16 protein-coding genes and 1 riboswitch are annotated in these 19,141 nt (G+C 62.2%); of the genes, 10 read left to right on the top strand and 6 right to left on the bottom strand.

Features of this window, described 5'->3' with window-relative positions; all coding sequences use genetic code 11:
• Positions 1–2 precede the first annotated feature (2 nt).
• Both cydB and cydX read left to right on the top strand, forming a co-directional pair.
• Positions 3–1,157, top strand: coding sequence for a cytochrome d ubiquinol oxidase subunit II (cydB, locus tag N2A41_RS28040; protein WP_170256867.1), 1,155 nt, complete (start codon positions 3–5; stop codon positions 1,155–1,157).
• A gap of 99 nt (positions 1,158–1,256) precedes the next feature.
• Positions 1,257–1,379 carry a cytochrome bd-I oxidase subunit CydX gene (gene cydX / locus N2A41_RS28045; protein WP_170256866.1) on the top strand — a complete coding sequence of 41 codons (123 nt, stop codon included), beginning with the start codon at positions 1,257–1,259 and terminating at the stop codon, positions 1,377–1,379.
• Positions 1,380–1,421: 42 nt separating this feature from the next.
• On the opposite strand, the gene N2A41_RS28050 is transcribed toward cydX, so the two are convergent.
• From N2A41_RS28050 to N2A41_RS28070, 5 genes are all read right to left on the bottom strand, one after another.
• The gene (locus N2A41_RS28050) at positions 1,422–3,425 is read right to left on the bottom strand and encodes an aldo/keto reductase (protein WP_260111754.1); all 2,004 of its coding nucleotides are present in this window, start codon (positions 3,423–3,425) and stop codon (positions 1,422–1,424) included.
• 39 nt (positions 3,426–3,464) lie between these two features.
• Positions 3,465–4,547 carry an ABC transporter ATP-binding protein gene (locus N2A41_RS28055; protein WP_260111755.1) on the bottom strand — a complete coding sequence of 361 codons (1,083 nt, stop codon included), beginning with the start codon at positions 4,545–4,547 and terminating at the stop codon, positions 3,465–3,467.
• Positions 4,548–4,560: 13 nt separating this feature from the next.
• Entirely contained in the window at positions 4,561–5,397 is an 837-nt protein-coding gene (locus N2A41_RS28060; protein ID WP_011649800.1) for a carbohydrate ABC transporter permease, read from the bottom strand.
• Entirely contained in the window at positions 5,394–6,254 is an 861-nt protein-coding gene (locus tag N2A41_RS28065; protein WP_260111756.1) for a carbohydrate ABC transporter permease, read from the bottom strand. Before N2A41_RS28065 ends, N2A41_RS28060 begins: the two co-directional genes overlap by 4 nt.
• Positions 6,255–6,337: 83 nt before the next feature.
• Positions 6,338–7,612, bottom strand: a complete 1,275-nt coding sequence (locus tag N2A41_RS28070) for an extracellular solute-binding protein (protein WP_170256862.1) — start codon at positions 7,610–7,612, stop codon at positions 6,338–6,340.
• An 84-nt stretch (positions 7,613–7,696) separates the two neighbouring features.
• Here N2A41_RS28070 and N2A41_RS28075 point away from each other — a divergent pair, with 84 nt between their 5' ends.
• The 8 genes from N2A41_RS28075 (at position 7,697) to atzF (ending at position 18,624) form a co-directional block, all read left to right on the top strand.
• The gene (locus tag N2A41_RS28075; protein WP_260111757.1) at positions 7,697–8,614 is read left to right on the top strand and encodes a helix-turn-helix domain-containing protein; all 918 of its coding nucleotides are present in this window, start codon (positions 7,697–7,699) and stop codon (positions 8,612–8,614) included.
• A 212-nt stretch (positions 8,615–8,826) separates the two neighbouring features.
• Positions 8,827–8,935: riboswitch (guanidine-I (ykkC/yxkD leader) on the top strand.
• A 74-nt stretch (positions 8,936–9,009) separates the two neighbouring features.
• Positions 9,010–10,083 carry a putative urea ABC transporter substrate-binding protein gene (locus N2A41_RS28080; RefSeq protein ID WP_260111758.1) on the top strand — a complete coding sequence of 358 codons (1,074 nt, stop codon included), beginning with the start codon at positions 9,010–9,012 and terminating at the stop codon, positions 10,081–10,083.
• Positions 10,084–10,148: 65 nt separating this feature from the next.
• On the top strand, positions 10,149–10,967 hold the full coding sequence (locus tag N2A41_RS28085; RefSeq protein ID WP_260111759.1) for an ABC transporter permease: 819 nt from the start codon (positions 10,149–10,151) through the stop codon (positions 10,965–10,967).
• A complete protein-coding gene (locus N2A41_RS28090) occupies positions 10,964–11,794 on the top strand; it encodes an ABC transporter ATP-binding protein (protein WP_260111760.1) in 831 nt (276 codons plus the stop codon). The genes N2A41_RS28085 and N2A41_RS28090 overlap by 4 nt, the downstream gene beginning before the upstream one ends.
• Complete coding sequence (locus N2A41_RS28095) at positions 11,791–12,612, top strand: urea amidolyase associated protein UAAP1 (protein ID WP_260111761.1); 822 nt, start codon at positions 11,791–11,793, stop codon at positions 12,610–12,612. Before N2A41_RS28090 ends, N2A41_RS28095 begins: the two co-directional genes overlap by 4 nt.
• Positions 12,613–12,623: 11 nt before the next feature.
• Positions 12,624–13,274 carry an urea amidolyase associated protein UAAP2 gene (locus N2A41_RS28100; RefSeq protein ID WP_260111762.1) on the top strand — a complete coding sequence of 217 codons (651 nt, stop codon included), beginning with the start codon at positions 12,624–12,626 and terminating at the stop codon, positions 13,272–13,274.
• Positions 13,275–13,277: 3 nt separating this feature from the next.
• Complete coding sequence (gene uca / locus N2A41_RS28105) at positions 13,278–16,817, top strand: urea carboxylase (RefSeq protein WP_260111763.1); 3,540 nt, start codon at positions 13,278–13,280, stop codon at positions 16,815–16,817.
• Position 16,818: 1 nt separating this feature from the next.
• Entirely contained in the window at positions 16,819–18,624 is a 1,806-nt protein-coding gene (gene atzF / locus N2A41_RS28110) for an allophanate hydrolase (protein WP_260111764.1), read from the top strand.
• Between the two features lie 97 nt (positions 18,625–18,721).
• Here atzF and N2A41_RS28115 read toward each other — a convergent pair whose 3' ends face one another.
• Positions 18,722–19,132, bottom strand: coding sequence for a VOC family protein (locus N2A41_RS28115; protein WP_260111765.1), 411 nt, complete (start codon positions 19,130–19,132; stop codon positions 18,722–18,724).
• Between the last annotated feature and the right edge of the window lie 9 nt (positions 19,133–19,141).

Consider the following 19,141-nt stretch of genomic DNA (forward strand, 5'->3'; position numbering starts at 1 on the left):
CCATGATCCTTCACGAACTCATCGACTATGAAACCCTGCGTCTCATCTGGTGGCTGCTGCTCGGCGTATTGCTGATCGCCTTTGCGACGACAGGCGGTTTCGATCTCGGCGTCGGCACGCTGCTGCCCTTCGTTGCCCGGACCGATCCGGAACGGCGCGTGGCGATCAATACCATCGGCGCCACCTGGGAAGGCAACCAGGTCTGGCTGATCCTCGGCGGCGGCGCCATCTTCGCCGCCTGGCCGCCGCTTTATGCGGTCTCCTTCTCGGGCTTCTATCTGGCGATGTTCGCGATCCTGTTCGCGCTCATCCTGCGCCCGGTCGGTTTCAAATATCGGTCTAAGCGGGAAAGCGCCAATTGGCGTAATGGCTGGGACTGGGCACTCTTCGTCGGCGGCTTCGTGCCGTCGCTGATCTTCGGCGTTGCCGTCGGCAATGTGCTGCAGGGCGTGCCTTTCCGCTTTGCCGACGATATGCGGATCTTCTACGAAGGTTCGTTTTTCGCCCTGCTCAACCCTTATGCGCTGCTCTGCGGACTGCTTTCCCTGGCCATGCTGACGATGCATGGTGCGGCCTGGCTGGTGCTGAAGTCGAGTGGCCCGGTCGCCGAGCGTGCCAGAAGCTATGGCAGCGTCGCCGCCCTTGCCGTTATCGTGCTTTTCGCACTCGGCGGCCTCTTCCTGTGGATCGGCGTCGGTGGCTATCGCATCACCAGCGATATCAGTCCGATCGGCCCGTCCAATCCGCTGCTGAAGACTGTGGCGCTGGAGAAAGGCGCATGGCTTACCAATTATGCCACCCATGCGTGGATGATCGTCGCGCCCGTCCTCGGCTTCGTGGGCGCGGCACTGGCCTTCACTGCCTTGCGTGCAAGGCGCGAGATCATGACGCTGCTCTTCAGCAAACTGGCGATCTTTGGGATCATTTCGACGGTCGGGCTGTCGATGTTCCCATTCATCCTGCCCTCCTCGCTCGATCCGCGATCGAGCCTGACGGTCTGGGATGCATCCTCCAGCCACATGACGCTGTTCATCATGCTTGTAGTGACGGTGATCTTCCTGCCGATTATCTTCGCCTACACAGCCTGGGTCTACAAGGTTCTGTGGGGCAAGGTCGATGAGAAGTCCGTCACCGATAAAAATAGCCACGCATACTAGCGCGGTTCGGCAGAACCGCTCTAACCTTTGTTTTTACGCAATTCCGGACGGAAAACCGCTTCGCAGTTTTCCTGGAATTGCTCTGAGGGAGATGAAACGATGTGGTATTTCGCATGGATCCTCGGCCTGCCGCTGGCCGCCGCCTTCGCCGTCCTCAACGCCATGTGGTATGAGCTGATGGACGACGCGTCCAGGAAGAAAGCATCCGAGCCGCGCAAGTAGAAATGCAAGGGCGCGGCTCAAACCGCGCCCTTTCGTGTTGCGTCAGCCTTCCAGCCACTTCACCTGATCGGGTGTGAGCTTGATGTCGAGGGCCGAGAGGCTGTCCTCCAGTTCGGCGACGGTGCGCGGCCCGATCAGCGGAATGACCGGGAAAGGCTGGGCGATCACATAGGCGAGCGCGATGTGGATCGGATTGCGGCCGAGCTTGTTGGCAAGCTCGATAGCGCGGTCGCGGCGTCCGAAGTTGCGCTCGGAATACCAGACCCGGACGATCTCCTCGTCATCTCGCTTGTCGCGGCCGGCGCGGTCGGTAAAGAAGCCGCGGCCCTGGCTCGACCAGGCAAAGTTAGGGATCTGCTTCTCGTTCAGCCATTTCTTCCAGTCGTCATCGGAAGCGGCAACGCAGCCGGCCCAGATCGGATCGAGCATCTCGGCGAGCGAGAAGTTGTTGGAAAGCGCTGCCGGCGCCGCCTTGCCAGTCTTTTCGGCATAGGCGATCGCTTCGTCGAAGCGGGCCCGCGTCCAGTTCGAGCCGCCGAATATGCCGCGGATGCGTCCGCGCTTGACCTCGGCATCCATGGCATCGACGAACTCGCCGACGGGAACGTCGGTATTGTCGCGATGCATGAAATAGATGTCGACATAGTCGGTCTTCAGCCGGGAAAGCGACTGGTCGAGCTGCTTTGCGATCATATCGGGATAGCAGAGCGGCGAATGCGCGCCCTTGCCGATCAGGACGATCTCCTCGCGCGGCACCTTGCGGCTTGTGTGCCAGTCGCCGAAGATCGCCTCCGTCTTGCCGCCGCCATAGACAAAGGCCGTGTCGAAGGCATTGCCGCCGGCCTCGTAGAAGGCGTCGAGCGTCAGCGAGGCGGCGGCAAAATTCGGGAAGAACTCGAAGCCGAGTGTGACGACCGAGGCCGGCTTGGAAATGCCGGGAATCTGACGCTGCGGAACGCTGTTGCCGCGCACGACCGCGCCGCCGGCAATGTTTGCCGTGCGCTTGTTGGCTTTCTCCACGCCGTATTCGAGGCCGACCGAGGCACGCCACTGGTCGAGCACACGCAAGTTTCCGATCGAATCTGCCCAGCTCATGCCGGGAGAGCTGAATTCGGTCTTGCCGGCACGGATGGCGTCGCCGGCCGCGTCCGCCTCGAAGGAATAGAGCCAGCGGTCTTCCCTCAGTTCGACGGTTTCTCGGCTGCTGCCCTTGAAGATCTCGATCTTGCCGACGCCGCCCTTGTGGCCGGAGGCAAACCAGAAGTCCTGGATCTCGATCCGGCCTTCCGAGCCGATGATGCGCAGTACATTGTCCTGCTGCGCCATGATCGAGCAGGAGACTTCGGCGATGATCTCGTTCGGGAATTTGAGCACGGCCGATGCCCATTCATCGACGCCGCTCTCTCCGAGATGGGCGACGCCCGAAACTTTCTCCGGTTCGAGGAAGGCCTTGCCCTCTGCGGCGCCTGATATCAGTCTGGCCATCGAGACCGGATAACCGCCGACATCGAGAATGCCGCCACCGGCGGTATCGTTGGCGAAAAGCCGGTGTTCCGGCTTGTAGCTGCCCATATTAAAGCCGAAGCTCGAGCGGATGATCCGAACGGTGCCGATGACGCCGCTTTTGACGAGTTCGACCAGCTTTTGCGTCTGCGGATGCACGCGGTACATGAAGGCCTCGCCAGCAAAGACGCCGCCCTTTTTCGCTTCGTAGTAAACGGCTTCGGCATCATAGGCCGAGAGCGCGATCGGCTTTTCCACCAGTATGTGTTTGCCGGCGCGTGCCGCCTTGATCGCCCATTCGGCATGGCCGGTGTGGGGGACAGCGATATAGATCGCATCGATCTCATTGTCGGAGAGCAGCGCCTCGTAACCATCGACGATGCGGGCGCCGGGGAAACCTTCGGCAAGGCCCGACTTTGCCGGATTGCGGGTAGCGATCGCCACCAGCTTTCCTGTGCGAGAATGGGCGACGCCGTCGGCAAAGGTGCGGGCGATGGTGCCGGGACCGATGATGCCCCAGCGGATCGGTTGATCTGAAGTCATGGAAAATCCTCTTTCGTCTTTCTGTCCTGGGATTTTAGTTTAGCGAAGCCGTTTGCCGGCGCCGTCGAAAAGGAATGTGCGGCTTGCGGGAAGGCCGACTGTCAGCGTTTCGCGATTGCCGGCGACGCGCGATTCCGGCCGCTCGATGATCAGTTGCTCGGGGCCGATGGTGGCGTAGATGTAGCTGGTATTGCCAAGATGTTCGGCGACGTCGATGGTAACGGTGAGGTCGGCATTGCCTGTGCCCGCATCGACGAAATGTTCGGGACGGATGCCGAGCGTCACCTTTGCGCCGGCTTCGATGGGATCGGCGACCGGCAGCGTCAGGCGCGTATTGGCATCGCTTTCGAGCGCGATCAACGCCCTGCCCGGCTGCGTCTCCACCACCATGGCCTTGAGGAAATTCATCTTTGGCGAGCCGACGAAGCCGGCGACGAACTGGTTCGCCGGATCGTCGTAAAGGTCGAGCGGCGCGCCGATCTGCTCGATATTTCCGGCGCGCAGCACGACGATCCTGTCGGCGAGCGTCATCGCTTCCGTCTGATCATGGGTGACGTAGATCATCGTCGTCCCGAGCTTCTTGTGCAGCCTGGAGATTTCGACGCGCATCTGCACGCGGAGTTCTGCATCGAGGTTCGACAAAGGTTCGTCGAACAGGAAGACCTGGGGTTCGCGGACGATGGCGCGGCCGATCGCGACACGCTGGCGCTGACCGCCGGAAAGCTGCTTCGGCCGGCGCTTCATCAGTTCGGTGATCTGCAGGATCTCGGCGACATGGCGCACGCGCCGCTCGGTGTCGGCCTTCGGATTGCCGTTCATGCGCAGGCCGAAACTCAAATTTTCCTCGACCGTCAGGTGCGGATAGAGCGCATAGGACTGGAAGACCATGGCGATGCCGCGATCGGCCGGCTCGACATCGTTGACGACCCTGCCGCCGATCTGAAGCTCGCCTGATGTAATGTCCTCGAGGCCGGCGATCATCCTGAGCAGCGTAGACTTGCCGCAGCCGGAGGGGCCGACGAAGACGACGAATTCGCCGTCCTTCACCTCCAGATTGGCGCCGTGGATGATCTCAAAGCCGCCGAAGCGCTTGACGATGTTGGTAAGTGAAAGCTCTGCCATTCGGCCTCCCCGATTATTTAATTGCGCCGGCCGCGATGCCGGCGATGAAATGGCGCTGAAGAGCCACGAAGATGACGAGGATGGGCGCCGTCAGCAGTACCGCGCCAGCCATGATGCCGCCCCAGGAGACCTTGGTGAGGCCGATCAGCGTTCCCAACGCCACCGGCGCCGTCATCATTCCCGGTCTGGAATTGATCAGCAGCGGCCAGAGGTAATTGTTCCACGAATGCAGAAAGAGAATGATCGCCAATGCGGCCATGGTCGGACGCGCTAAGGGCAGGGCGATGCGCAGGAAGATCTGCCATTCCTTGACGCCCTCAACGCGGGCCGCATCGAAGAGCTCGCCCGGCATCATCGAGAAGGATTGCCGCATGAACAGCACGCCGAGCGAATTGAACAGCGGTGGCACGATCAGCGCCACCCAGGTGTTTGCCAGCTTGAACTCGCGCGCCACCATGATGAATTGCGGGATGACGACCACCGAAAACGGAAGCGTGATTGTGCCGAGGATGATGGCGATCACGACGGAGCGGCCGACGAAACGGTAACGCGCCAGCGCCCAGCCCGCCATCGAGGTCAGCAGCACCGAGAGCACTGTATAGATGAGCGCCACGCCGATGGAGATCACCATCGCGCCGATGAAATCGGTATCGGCCTGCAGGTTTTTGAAATTCTCGACGAAGTTGGTCGACGGCCAGAGCACGATGTCAGGACTGAAGATGCCGTTGTCGGGCATGGTCGAAAACACGAACATCATCCAGAGCGGAAACAGCCAGATCAGCGCCAGCGGCGCCAGTGCGGCATGCAACGCGATCTGGCGCAGCAGAAGGGATTGCGATTTGGATTTCATTTCGGATCCCTCCCGACCCAGAGATTGAAAAGCGAGATCGCCACGGCAAGGGCGGCCATCGTATAGGCGATCGCCGAGGCATAGCCGAAGTTCAGCGAGGTGAAGCCCTGGCGATAAAGCAGCAGCCCGAGCGTCTCGGTGCCGCCGCCAGGACCGCCGCGATTGGTGATCAAGAAGGGCTCGGCGAACAGCTGCATGGTGCCGATCACCGAGAGCACCACGCAGAAGAGGATGATCGGTTTGAGGAGCGGCAGGGTGATGTGGAAGAACTGCTGGACCTTGCTCACCCGGTCGAGCGTCGCCGCCTCATAGACATCGTCGGGAATCGACTGCAGACCGGCGAGGTTGATGATGGCGTTGTAGCCGGCCCAGCGCCATGTGACGGCGAGGATGATCAGGGCCATGGCGGCATTTGCATTGTCGAACCAGGAGATCGGGCTGAGACCGACAGCCGAGATCAGCTTGTTGATGATGCCGAAATCGAGGCTGAACATCAGCCGGAAGACGGCAGCATAGGCGACCTCGCCGACCACGACAGGCGCAAAGAAGGCGAAGCGGAAGAGCGGCCGCGCTTTCAGCAGCGGCGAATTGAGCAGCACGGCCATGACTGTCGCAAGCGCGATCATCACAGGCACCTGGATCACCAGGATGATCAGCGTATTGTAGAGAGCGTTGTAGAAAGCCGGGTCATAGAAGAGCCGGCCCCAATTGGCCTGGAAACTGAATTTCCACGGATTGATTCGCGTGTTCTGAAACGAAATCAGGAACGAATTGATAATCGGCCAGACCCAGAAGGTGGCAAAGACCAGCAGATAGGGGGCGAGGAACGCATAGGCGCTCCGGGTTCTGAACGGCATCAAGCCTCCTCCTCACGAACGAATGACCGGCCGCTTTGCAAACCGGAGGGAAACCGGACGCCTGAAGCGCCCGGCATCGTCATTCATTGCGCGATCGGAAGACCGGTGGCCGAAGCAATCTGCTTGGCGGCATCGTCGAGAGCCGCCTTCGCATCGGGATAGCCGCCAGCGAAGAACTTCGTCTGCGTTGCCTTGAAGATGGCTTCGGCATCGCTCTGGAAGGCGGTGCCGCGGCTCGGCACGATCTTTGGCAGTGTCGCCAGAATATCCGCCCAGACCTTCTGGCCGCCCCAATAGGGCTGCGGCTCGTTGACGAATGGATCCTTCTCAGCCGAAAGCAGTGACGGGACCAGACCGAATTCCTTCAGCATGGTGATCTGGCCCTCATCTGTGCCGAGGGCGTAGTTGACGAATTTCCAGGCGGCTTCCTTATTCGCGGATGTCGCCGAAATGGCGAGCGACGAACCGCCGAGATTGGCCGCATGCGGGCCATCGGCCGTCAGGCTCGGCATTCTGTAGACGCCCCACTTGCCCTTCAGATCGGGAGAGGTCGAGCGCACGGTGCCCTCGTACCAGCCGCCATACAGCTGGCTTGCAGCCTTGCCGGCGGTATTGGCCTGGATCTTTTCGTCCCAGTTTGCCGCCGTCAGCGTGCCGGCGTCCTTCATTTCCTTCACCTTTTGCAGCGAGGCGACGCAGGCCGGCTGGTTGATGGTGATATTCTGACCGTCGGTCGAGTAATAGCCGCAGCCCTGTTCATTGGCGATCATGCGGAACCATTCGCTGTCGCCGTTGAAGTCGGCCTGGGCCATGACGACGCCGGGATTGGCGGCGGAAATCTTCTTGCCGGCGGCGATGAAATCGTCCCAGGTGCTGATCGTGCTCGGATCGACGCCGGCCTTTTCGTAGAGATCGCGGCGGTAGAAGACGGCGACCGGGCCGGAATCCCACGGCATGGCGTAAGCGACATCGCCGACCTCGAGCTCGGTGCGCTTGAAGTCAGGGAATTTCGCCTGGATATCGGCCGTGTAGCCGAGTTCCTTCAGATTGGCGAAGCAATCCGGGAAACGGCTCCAGAAGATTTCAGCCTCGAAATTCTCGATGCTGACGATGTCGGGCAAGCCGTCGCCGCCGGCAGCACACGCTGCCAGCGTCTTGTCGAAGACCTGGCTGTTGCCGAGGTCCTCGACGGTGATCTTGATATCGGGAAACTGCTTGTTGAAGCCTGGAAGCGTGGACTTCAATGCCGATGCAGCGACATTCCAGCTCCAGATGGTGAGATTGGCCGACTGCGCGAATGCGGAGCCGGAAGCAAGCACTGCGACAGCTGCGGTCGCAGCGAGAAGTTTGAAGCGCATTGAAAATCCTCCCTTTTCAATTGCCGATCTTACGAACGCGGTTAAACTATCTGCAAGGGAGCGGCTGTCTCCTAAAAAGGGAACATGGATTTGGCGGAAAGTAAGATCGGTACGCGTGCAATCTATCAGCCCGGCGCAAGCAGCATCGAGGGATTGCCGACGGCGCTGCAAATATTTCACGCTCATCCGCCTGTTATGGCCATGCCGCACTGGCACGCGCAGGTCGAGGTCAACTACGTGATTCGCGGCACCGTTCATTACCGCATGAGCGACCATGAATTCCGGTTGAACGCCGGCGAAATGTGCCTTTTCTGGGGTGGCCAGCCGCATCAGATGGATGAATCCTCAGACGATTCGCTCTATGCCGGCGCCCATCTGCCGCTCGTCTATTTCTTCCGGCTGCGCCTGCCGATCAGCGTTTCTAGCCGGCTGATGAAGGGCGAGACGCTGCTGACATCGGCAACAGACGCCGCCGACAACGAGAACTTCACCCGCTGGTTCCGCTATGCCAACTCAGGCGACCCCCCCAAGGCCCAGCACGCCGTCGACGAGCTGCTGCTGCGCATCGAGCGCATCGCGCTCGAACCCTATTCGATGACGTCGCAGGCAACCGTCAATCTCGAAGGGGATCACCCGCATCCGCATTCCTCGCGCAGCGTGGCTCGCATGTGCGATTTTATCGCCGCCAATTTCCTGCACGACATCGATTCCGTCGACATCGCGCGTGCCGCCGACTTGCATCCGAAATATGCGATGAACCTGTTCAAACGATCGACCGGCATGACGCTCAGCAAATATGTGACACTGCTGCGGCTGTCGCGCGCCCAGGCGATGCTGATGAGCGAGGGCGCAAATGTGCTGCAGGTGGCGATGGACAGCGGCTTCGGCTCGATCAGCGCCTTCAATAAGTCCTTCCGCCACATCGCCGGCATGTCGCCGTCGAATTTCCGCCGCGATATCCGGCTGGTGACGACGATGCCCGCCGGCGCTTTCCGCAACTAGCTCAGGGCCGGCCGCAATTCGGCGTTCTGTGCGTCTGCCTGCGACTTGTTTTTCACTGGGCAAAAAAGAACCAACGCCTAAGCTGGCGGCAGAATGCGCACATTTTATGTGCAAGTGCATGCACTATGCATTTCCGAGAGAATTGATGCCATCGCAATCTCAATGAAATCAATGCCTTATAATACTGGCACACCCTTTGCTTCGACATTTGCAGAGTTGGTGGCTAGGGTTCCGGCGTCGCAAGGCGTGGCTGGTCCGAGAGCTGCCACCGGCGAGGGAGACATCCCGCCGGGTGCACGGCGGGACAAAAGCCCGGGAGACCTCGTAAGCCAAGGGATTGGCGGCACGATGGTCATTGCCGATCCCTTTTGAAGAAAAGCAAAAGGGGAATTTCAATGCAGACTTTTTCGAAGATTCTATCGATTACCGCCCTGACGGCGTCCCTGGCGCTGGGACTCGGCTCCATCGCCAAGGCCGAACAGAAAACCGATTTCAAGGTCGCCTGGTCGATCTATGTCGGCTGGATGCCCTGGGGCTACGCCGCCGATCACGGCATCGTCAAGAAATGGGCCGACAAATACGGCATCAAGATCGAAGTCACCCAGTTCAACGACTATGTCGAATCGATGAACCAGTATACGGCCGGCGCCTTCGACGCCGTGACCCTCACCAACATGGACGGCCTGTCAATCCCGGCTGCTGGCGGCGTCGATACGACAGCTGTTATTGTCGGCGACTTCTCGAACGGCAACGATGCCGTCATCCTCAAGGACAAGACGAGCCTTGCCGACATCAAGGGCCAGAACGTCAATCTCGTCGAATTTTCCGTCTCGCATTATCTGCTTGCCCGCGCGCTCGAAAGCATCAAGCTGACCGAGCGTGACGTCAAGGTGGTCAACACGTCCGACGCCGATATGGTCGCCGCCTACAAAACGGCTGACGTGGCCGCTGTCGTCACCTGGAACCCGCTGGTCTCGACCATTCTCGAGGATCCCACGGCCAAGAAGGTCTTCGACAGCTCGCAGGTGCCGGGCGAAATCATCGACCTGATGGTCGCCAATTCAGGCGTGCTGAAGGACAATCCGAATTTCGGCGAGGCGCTCGCCGGCATCTGGTATGAAACCGCGGCACTGCTGACCGCCGACAGCGCCGACGGCAAGGCCGCACGCGAGGCGATGGGCCAGGCATCGGGCACCGATCTCAAGGGCTTCGAATCCCAGCTCGCCGCCACCAAGCTGTTTGCCAAGCCGGCCGATGCCGTTGCCTTCACTGCCTCGGGCAGCCTGCCGAAGACCATGGATCTCGTTCGTAACTTCCTGTTCGAGAAGGGCTTGCTCGGCAATGGTGCGCCGTCGGCCGACGTCATCGGCATCGAAATGCCGGATGGCAAGATCCTCGGCGATAGCGGCAACGTCAAACTGCGTTTCACCGCGACCTACATGAAGGCAGCCGCCGACGGTTCGCTCTGAGCGATCTCAAAGCAGCGGCGCGGCTTTGACCGCGCCGCCCAACCTTCATCAGCGGAGCTTTCCTCATGCGCTGGATCAACACGAGGCCGAGCCGGGGCGCGCAGCTTGCCTTGACGCTGCTGCCCTTCGTGCTGCTGATCGTTGCCTACACGGTCGGCTCGGCGGCGCGGCTGGCGGAAAACGCCAACGACAAGCTGCTGCCCGGTCTTGCCGGTTTTGCCGATGCGATCGATCGCCTGGCCTTCATCGCCGATCCGCGCACCGGAGAATATCTGCTTTGGTCCGATACGGGCGCGAGCCTGGTCCGGCTGTTTGCCGGACTCGGCATCTCCACGATCATTGCGCTCGTCATCGGCATGCTGATCGGCATGCTGCCGTATCTCCGAGCGCTGCTCTCCCCTTTCGTTGCGGTTATTTCCATGGTGCCGCCGCTGGCCCTGCTGCCGATCCTCTTCATCGCCATGGGGCTCGGAGAAGCCTCGAAGATCGCGCTGATCGTCATCGGCGTTGCGCCGACGATGATCCGCGACCTCGCGCTGAAGGCGCTGGAACTGCCGCGCGAACAGATCGTCAAGGCTGAAACGCTCGGCGGCTCCTCCTGGCAGATCGGCCTTCGTGTCGTGCTGCCGCAGATCCTGCCGCGGCTGATCACCTGCCTCAGGCTTCAGCTCGGTCCGGCCTGGCTGTTCCTGATTGCGGCCGAGGCGATCTCGTCAGATTCCGGCCTCGGCTACCGCATCTTCCTCGTCCGCCGCTATCTCTCGATGGACATCATCTTTCCCTATGTCGTCTGGATCACGCTGCTCGCCGTGGTCATGAATTATATCCTCGACCGCATCCGCATTGCCGTCTTCCCCTGGTCCGAGCTGGAGAAGCAGGCATGAGCGAGTTGGTGATCGAAAAGGTCTGGAAAGAGTATGGCGACCAGATCGTGCTCGAAGACGTGTCGCTGACGGTCGCCTCGCGCGCCTTCGTCGCTCTCGTCGGCCCATCCGGCTGCGGCAAGTCGACATTCCTGCGCATGCTGCTCGGCCAGGAGCGGCCGACGCGAGGGACAATCCTGCTCGACGGCGAAGCCCTGCCGCAGGAGCCGGGGCCGGATCGCGGTGTCGTCTTTCAGCGCTATTCCGTCTTCCCGCACCTGACTGTCCTCGGCAATGTGCTGCTTGGGCGGGAACTCTCAGCGTCTCGCTACAAGGCCAAGCTTTTCGGCGCAGCCCGTCGCAACGCTATCGACGAAGCGCGGCGGCTGATTGCCGAAGTCGGCCTTTCCGGCGCCGAGGGCAAATATCCGGCGCAACTATCAGGCGGCATGCAGCAGCGCCTGGCGCTGGCGCAGGCGCTGATCATGAAACCGAAGGTGCTGCTGCTCGACGAGCCCTTCGGCGCGCTCGACCCCGGCATTCGCGCCGAGATCCACACGTTGATGAAGCGGCTCTGGCACGAAACCCAGATGACCGTCGTCATGGTGACGCACGACATGCGCGAGGCCTTCACGCTGGCGACGCGGGTCGTCGCCTTTGAGCGCAAGCGTGACCGCCCGGAGGAAAAAGAGCGCTACGGCGCGACGATCACCAAGGACATTTCGATCTGGCCGCCCAGGCTTGCCGGCGCGCCCTCCATCTTCAGCCCCGACCGGGACGGCCCGGTCGTTTCTCTGGGCCTTCGCCGGGACGACCCGGCTTCCAGTCCGTCAGGAGAAAAACCATGATGCATGTCAGGCGTTCGCCCGAAGAAATTGCCGCCAACCGGCAGCGTTACGAGGAACATCAGAAGAAGGGGCTGGAATTTGCCCCGAAGGCCCTGCCGGCGCCGAGCCCCCTGCCCGCTCCCGCAATCGACGCGGCTGCGATCATCCATCAGGAAACCATCCCCGGCGGCTGGTACTGGTCGGCTGTGGTCAAGCGCGGCGAGGCGCTCCGCATTGACCAGAACGAAGGCGGATCGACCGTGGTGCTCGTCGCCTGGAACGCTGCCGATACGAGCGAACGGCTCAATCTCGTCGACACGGTCAAGGTGCAGTGGACGACCGCCCTCGGCAAGGGCCGCGTCATCTTCTCGGATATGGGCCGGGTGATGTTTTCGCTGATCGAGGATAGTTCCGGCGCGCATGACTGCCTGATGGGCGGCTCGACGGCAGCGTCGAACGCTGCAAGATATCCCGGCATCAAGACCCGCAATACCCGCGACAATCTCGTGCTCGTCGCCGGCAAGCTTGGTCTCACCAGGCGCGATATTCCTGCGATTCTCAATCTCTTCGCCCCGGTCCGCGTCGACGATGACGGCGGCTTCCATTGGAGCGGCAAGCTCTCCAACAGCGGCGACTATACCGAGTTGCGCGCCGAAATGGACATGATCATCGGCCTCTCGAATTGCCCCCATCCACTCGATCCCGATCCGGTCTATGCGCCGAAGCCGGTCATCGTCACGCGCTTTCGCGCGCCCGCACCCGCAGTCGACGACCTCTCGCGCACGGCGACTGCCGAAGCCCTTCGCGGCTTCGAGAACAACGCCGCGATGCTGGCCTGAGGAGGATAAAGATGACCGATTTCATCAAGACTTCTGCTTCGCGCGGCCTCGAAAACGCCGTGCAGGATCATTTCATTCCGGCCGAAGCGCCATGGTCCGGCATCGTCCGCAAGGGCCAGACCATCCGCATCGAGGACAGCTACGGCCAACAGGCAATCGACACGCTGTTTTATCGCGCCGATGATTTTGCCGAGCGTTATTCCAACCAGGATACGATGCGGGCGCAGGGTGGCGCCTATATCGGCACCGGCACGAAGATCATCTCGAACGAGGGCAACGTCATGCTTGTTATGACGGCCGACAGCTGCGGCCGCCACGATACATCAGCTGGCGCCTGCTCCTGCGAGAGCAACACGGTGCGCTTTGGCCACGGCACCAAATACCTGCATGCCTGCCGCGACAATTTCGTGCTCGAGGTAACCAAACACGGCATGAGCAAGCGCGACATCGTGCCGAACATCAATTTCTTCATGAACGTGCCGATCAAGCCGAACGGCGAGATGACCATTGTCGACGGCATTTCCGCACCCGGCGACTATATCGAGCTGGTGGCGGAGATGGACGTGCTCTGCGTCATCTCCAACTGCCCGCAGATCAACAATCCCTGCAACGGTTTCGATCCGACGCCGATCCGGGTGCTGATTTGGGACGGCGAGGACTGATCGATGTTTACCAAGGTCCTGATCGCCAACCGCGGCGAAATCGCCGTCCGCGTCATCCGCACATTGAAGAGGATGGGCATCGCCTCGGTCGCCGTCTATTCCGATGCTGATCGGTTCTCGAAACCGGCGCTGACCGCCGACGAGGCCGTGCGCCTCGGTCCGGCGCCGGCCGCCGAGAGCTATCTCAACGTCGATGCCGTCATCGCCGCCTGCAAGGCGACGGGAGCCCAGGCCGTGCATCCGGGCTATGGCTTCCTGTCGGAGAATATCGGCTTTGCCGAGCGGCTTGCCGCTGAAGGTATCGCCTTCATCGGCCCGCGGCCGGAACACCTGTCGGCCTTCGGCCTGAAACATACGGCGCGCGAACTGGCAAAGGCGAGCGGCGTGCCGCTGCTGCCTGGCACCGATCTCTTGCAGAGCGTCGAAGAGGCGCTTTCAGCCGCAGAAACTGTAGGCTATCCCGTCATGCTGAAGAGCACGGCTGGCGGCGGCGGCATCGGCATGCAGCTCTGCGCCGATGCCGCAAGCCTCAGGGCCTCTTTCGAAAGCGTGCAACGGACAGCGCGGGCCAGCTTCGGCGATGCGCGTGTCTATATCGAGCGCTTCGTTGCCGAAGCACGCCATGTCGAGGTGCAGATCTTCGGCGACGGCAAGGGCCGCGTGATCGCGCTCGGCGAGCGCGACTGCTCGCTGCAGCGGCGAAACCAGAAGGTCGTCGAGGAGACCCCTGCACCTGGCCTATCCGCGGAGACACGGGCGCGGCTGCACAAGGCGGCGGTCGATTTGGGAAGCTCGGTCTCCTATGAATCGGCCGGCACCGTCGAATTCATCTATGATCCCCAGCGCGAGGAATTCTATTTCCTTGAGGTCAATACCCGCCTGCAGGTCGAGCATCCTGTCACGGAAGCCGTCTTCGGCATCGACCTCGTCGAATGGATGATCCGGCAGGCGGCCGGCGAGGACGTGCTCTCGGGCGCCAGGGGCCTGACGCCGAAGGGTGCGGCGATCGAGATGCGTGTTTATGCCGAGATGCCGCATGCCGATTTCCGACCGAGCGCCGGCCTGCTGACCGAGGTTGTCTTCCCGGACAATGCCCGCGTCGATGGCTGGATCGAGACGGGAACCGAGGTCACGCCCTTCTATGATCCGATGCTCGCCAAGCTGATCGTGTCGGCGGAAGACCGGCCGGCGGCGATCGAGAAGCTGAAGACAGCGCTCGCCGAAACGTCGATATCAGGCATCGAGACCAATCTCGATTATTTGCGAACGATCGCCGCTTCCGAATTGCTTGCCGGCGCCAAGGTTAAGACGACGGCGCTGCGCGACTTCGCCTTCGTTCCTGATGTCGTCGAGGTTCTCGCGCCCGGCGCGCAGTCAAGCATCCAGGAACTACCGGGCCGGCTCGGCCTCTGGCATGTCGGCGTGCCGCCAAGCGGTCCGATGGACGAACGCTCCTTCCGCCATGCCAACCGGCTGGTCGGCAATGCCGACGTGACGGCTGCGCTGGAATTGACGGTTTCCGGCCCGACGCTGCGGTTTTATGCCGACCAGAGGATCGCGCTTGCCGGCGCCCGGATGGCGATGACATGTGACGGCATAAAGTTGCCGCACGATGCGCCAGTACTGATCCGCGCCGGTCAGATTCTATCGATCGGCACGATCGAAGGACCGGGGCAGCGCGCCTATCTCGCCGTCGCCGGCGGTTTTGCAGCACCCGTCGTGCTCGGCTCGCGGGCGACTTTCGGTCTTGGTCAGTTCGGCGGCAACGCCACCGGTACGCTGAAAACGGGGCACGTGCTGCATTTTGCCCGCCAAGTGCCGGCCGAACCGGTGATACCGGCGACGGAGCCGGCCGCCTTGACGCACGAATGGGATGTCGGCGTGCTCTACGGCCCGCACGGCGCGCCAGATTTCTTCGAGGATAACGATATCGAGACGCTGTTCTCGACGGCTTACGAGGTGCATTTCAACAGCGCCCGCACCGGCGTTCGCCTCATCGGCCCTGCCCCGGTTTGGGCGCGCCACGATGGCGGCGAGGCGGGGCTGCACCCCTCCAACCTGCACGACAATGCCTATGCGATCGGGGCGATCGATTTCACCGGCGACATGCCGATCATCCTTGGCCCTGACGGTCCGAGCCTCGGCGGCTTCGTCTGCCCGGCGGTGATCGCCCGCGACGAGCAGTGGAAGATGGGCCAGTTCAAGCCCGGCGACCGCATCCGTTTTCATGCAGTCGTGCGGCCGGAAGACCCGATCGCTGGTCCAGCGGTACGGCGGGTCGCGGAAGAGATGGGTTCGCCGATCGTCGGCACCAGCGAGGACGGGCCGGTTTCGGTCGTCTATCGCCGCCAGGGCGACGACAACCTGCTCGTCGAATATGGGCCGATGACGCTTGATATCGCGCTTCGGCTGCGGGTGCATCTGCTGATGCAGGCGGTCATCGAGGCTCGCCTTCCTGGCATCGTCGACCTTACCCCCGGCATCCGCTCGCTGCAGATCCACTACGATGGCACGCAGCTGACGCGCCGGCGCCTGCTGGGGCTGCTCTGCGAGATCGAGGCGACGCTTCCGGCAGCCCAGGAGGTCACGGTGCCGAGCCGCATCGTGCACCTGCCGCTTTCCTGGAACGATCCGGATGCGGAGCTTGCGATGCGCAAATATCAGGAGCTGGTGCGCCCGAATGCGCCCTGGTGCCCGTCGAACATCGAGTTCATCCGGCGCATCAACGGTCTTCCCGACGAACAGGCCGTCCGCGACATCGTCTTTGATGCCAGCTACCTGGTGCTCGGTCTCGGCGATGTCTATCTCGGCGCGCCGGTTGCGACCCCGACCGATCCGCGTCACCGCCTCGTGACGACGAAGTATAATCCCGCCCGCACCTGGACGCCTGAGAACGCCGTCGGCATCGGCGGCGCCTATATGTGCATCTACGGCATGGAAGGACCGGGCGGCTACCAGCTCTTCGGCCGCACCATCCAAGTCTGGAACACCTGGCGGGAGACGCCGGTCTTTGCCAAGGGAAAACCTTGGCTGCTGAACTTCTTCGACCAGATCCGCTTCTTCCCGGTCAGCAATCAGGAGCTGACCGAGGCGCGCGCCGCCTTCCCGCATGGCGGCTATCCGATCAGGATCGAGGAGACGGAATTCTCCTATGCCGCCTATGAGAAAGAATTGCAGATCAATTCGGCGTCGATCGGCCGTTTCAAGGCAACGCAGCAGGCCGCCTTCGATACTGAGCGCCAGCGTTGGAAGGAAGCCGGGCTCGACAGCTTCGTCACCGATGAAGGCACGGGCGAAAGACCGGACGGGGATATTCCCGACGGCTGCTTCGGGGTTGCCAGCGTCGTACCCGGCAATATCTGGAAATTGCTGGTCGAGCCGGGTGCCTCGGTTGCGGTCGGCGATACACTTGCCATCATCGAATCGATGAAAATGGAAATCAACGTCACCGCCCATGCGGCAGGCCGCGTCCGCGACCTGCGCGCCGGGCCGGGGAGAAACGTCAAAGCTGGCGATATCATCGTCGTCCTGGAGGAATGCTGACATGCTGCCGACCATTCTCGATCTCTCAAGCCTTCGCGCCGCCTATCAATCCGGCCTGACGCCGCTCGACGCCATCGAAGAGGTGATTGCGCGGCGTGCCGCCTCGAAAGATCCGGCGATCTTCATCACCCCGGTGCCGGATGACGAACTGCGGGCTGCCGCGAAAGCCCTAATGGCACGCGCGCCTGAGGCAAACAGCCTGCCGCTCTGGGGCGTTCCCTTCGCGGTCAAGGACAATATCGACGCTGCCGGCCTGCCGACGACAGCGGCCTGCCCGGCCTATGCGTATCGGCCGGAAGCGGACTCCACCGTCGTTGCCCGGTTGAAGGCAGCCGGCGCCATCATCATCGGCAAGACCAATCTCGACCAATTCGCGACCGGCCTCAACGGCACGCGCTCGCCCTATGGCGCGCCGCGTTCGGTCTTCGATGCGGCCTATATCTCTGGCGGCTCGAGTTCCGGTTCTGCCGTCACGGTTGCTTCCGGCCTCGCCGCCTTCGCGCTCGGCACCGATACGGCGGGCTCAGGCCGGGTGCCGGCCGCCTTCAACAATCTGGTCGGTATCAAGCCGACGCCGGGTCTCTTGCCGAATACCGGCGCCATGCCGGCCTGCAAGAGCGTCGACTGCATCACGATCTTTGCTGCGACCGTCGGCGACGGTGTTACGATCCGCAAGGTCGCCGAAGGCTTCGATGCCGCCGATGCTTTCTCGCGTCACGCCAAGCCGGCGAACCTGCCGGTATCGGGCTTGCGCATAGGCGTCCTCACCGATGCCGAGCGGGAATTCTTCGGCGACAAGGAGGTGGAGGCGCTCTACGACCAGGCGATCGAGCGGGCCAAAGCGCTCGGCGCCATCATCGTGCCGTTCGATTACGCGCCATTCCGCGAGGCGGCCGCCCTTCTCTATGACGGGCCGTGGGTCGCCGAACGTCTGGCGGCGGTGGAAGATTTCCTCGCCACGAACGCAGCCGATTTCGACCCGACGGTCAGGGGGATCATCGAAGGCGCCAAGGGCAAGACCGCGGTCGAGGCTTTCAACGGCCGATACCGGCTGGAAGAATTGCGTCGCAAGACCGAGGCCGAATGGGAAAAGGCCGATGTGCTGCTGCTGCCGACCGCACCGACCACCTACACCGTTGCGGATATGCTGGCCAATCCCGTCGTGCTCAACGGCCGCCTCGGCCGTTACACGAATTTCGTCAACCTGCTCGATTGCGCAGCGATCGCCGTTCCGGCCGGCTTCGGAAAAGGTGGGCTGCCGGGCGGCGTCACCGTCATCGCACCTGCCTTCACCGACGATGCGCTGGCGCCGCTTGCCGATGCGCTGCACCGCGCAGCAGGTTCCGGCATGGGCATCGACCGGCAGGCTGCGATCCCCGAAGCAAGCCGTGTTGTCCTTGGCGATGATAGTTTCATCGAAATCGCGGTCGTCGGTGCGCATCTGACCGGCATGCCACTCAATCACGAACTGGCAGGCGCCGGCGGACGTCTGGTCAAGACCTGCCGCACATCAGGCGACTATCGCCTGTTCGTTCTGCCCAATACCACACCAGCGAAACCGGGGCTGCTGCGCGAACCCGGCCATAAGGGTCAGGGGCTGGAGGTCGAGGTCTGGGCACTGCCGGCCGATGCTTTCGGCAGGTTCGTCCAGAAGATTCCGGCACCCCTCGGCATCGGTAAGCTGGCGCTCGAAGACGGTTCCAGCGTCTCCGGCTTTGTCTGCGAGGCCCATGCAGTGAAAGGTGCCGAGGAAATCACCTCACTTGGCGGCTGGCGCAACTATATCAGCGCCAAGCTGGCGAGCTGAGGAGAGGCTTGCATGGCGGCAAAGCTCGTCCGACGCCTGATCGATCTGCTGCGGGACGGTCTGACCGCCCGCAGCGAAGCGATCGGCAGCACCCGTGTCAGCCCTGGCGGCTCTGAGAGCGTTCGGCAAGCTCGACGATGATGCCGTCGGGATCGCGAACGAAGGCGATCTTGTTCAGCATCTCGGAGTGGACAGCGAAGCGCGGCCGCTCCTTGATCTCGACGCCCGCCTGTTCAAGGCGGGCGAAGGCCTCGTCGACATTGTCGAAATGGAAGGTGAGGTGGCGGACGCCGGCCGTATCGTCAGGCACGTCGACCGCCCTCGACGCGCCGCCGGGCGGCGCAAAGACCTCCAGCATGCCGCCGCCTGCATCGAGGAACGCGACCTGCATGCCATTCGCCATCGTCTTGCGCAGCACGAGGCTGAGGCCAAGCAGGCCACAGTAGAAATCGACGGTGCGGTCCATGTCACCGACCGTCATGCCGACGTGCTCGAAGGATTTCAGCATGGGAAAGCC

The organism is Rhizobium sp. SRDI969, from assembly GCF_025152725.1.
Lineage (GTDB): Bacteria > Pseudomonadota > Alphaproteobacteria > Rhizobiales > Rhizobiaceae > Rhizobium > Rhizobium leguminosarum_I.

What these genes read in the sequence shown, in the direction of transcription:
- cydB (WP_170256867.1), top strand. Translation starts at nt 3, where the DNA reads ATGATCCTTCACGAACTCATCGACTATGAAACCCTGCGTCTCATCTGG.
- cydX (WP_170256866.1), top strand. Translation starts at nt 1,257, where the DNA reads ATGTGGTATTTCGCATGGATCCTCGGCCTGCCGCTGGCCGCCGCCTTC.
- N2A41_RS28050 (WP_260111754.1), bottom strand. Translation starts at nt 3,425, where the DNA reads ATGACTTCAGATCAACCGATCCGCTGGGGCATCATCGGTCCCGGCACC.
- N2A41_RS28055 (WP_260111755.1), bottom strand. Translation starts at nt 4,547, where the DNA reads ATGGCAGAGCTTTCACTTACCAACATCGTCAAGCGCTTCGGCGGCTTT.
- N2A41_RS28060 (WP_011649800.1), bottom strand. Translation starts at nt 5,397, where the DNA reads ATGAAATCCAAATCGCAATCCCTTCTGCTGCGCCAGATCGCGTTGCAT.
- N2A41_RS28065 (WP_260111756.1), bottom strand. Translation starts at nt 6,254, where the DNA reads ATGCCGTTCAGAACCCGGAGCGCCTATGCGTTCCTCGCCCCCTATCTG.
- N2A41_RS28070 (WP_170256862.1), bottom strand. Translation starts at nt 7,612, where the DNA reads ATGCGCTTCAAACTTCTCGCTGCGACCGCAGCTGTCGCAGTGCTTGCT.
- N2A41_RS28075 (WP_260111757.1), top strand. Translation starts at nt 7,697, where the DNA reads ATGGATTTGGCGGAAAGTAAGATCGGTACGCGTGCAATCTATCAGCCC.
- N2A41_RS28080 (WP_260111758.1), top strand. Translation starts at nt 9,010, where the DNA reads ATGCAGACTTTTTCGAAGATTCTATCGATTACCGCCCTGACGGCGTCC.
- N2A41_RS28085 (WP_260111759.1), top strand. Translation starts at nt 10,149, where the DNA reads ATGCGCTGGATCAACACGAGGCCGAGCCGGGGCGCGCAGCTTGCCTTG.
- N2A41_RS28090 (WP_260111760.1), top strand. Translation starts at nt 10,964, where the DNA reads ATGAGCGAGTTGGTGATCGAAAAGGTCTGGAAAGAGTATGGCGACCAG.
- N2A41_RS28095 (WP_260111761.1), top strand. Translation starts at nt 11,791, where the DNA reads ATGATGCATGTCAGGCGTTCGCCCGAAGAAATTGCCGCCAACCGGCAG.
- N2A41_RS28100 (WP_260111762.1), top strand. Translation starts at nt 12,624, where the DNA reads ATGACCGATTTCATCAAGACTTCTGCTTCGCGCGGCCTCGAAAACGCC.
- uca (WP_260111763.1), top strand. Translation starts at nt 13,278, where the DNA reads ATGTTTACCAAGGTCCTGATCGCCAACCGCGGCGAAATCGCCGTCCGC.
- atzF (WP_260111764.1), top strand. Translation starts at nt 16,819, where the DNA reads ATGCTGCCGACCATTCTCGATCTCTCAAGCCTTCGCGCCGCCTATCAA.
- N2A41_RS28115 (WP_260111765.1), bottom strand. Translation starts at nt 19,132, where the DNA reads ATGCTGAAATCCTTCGAGCACGTCGGCATGACGGTCGGTGACATGGAC.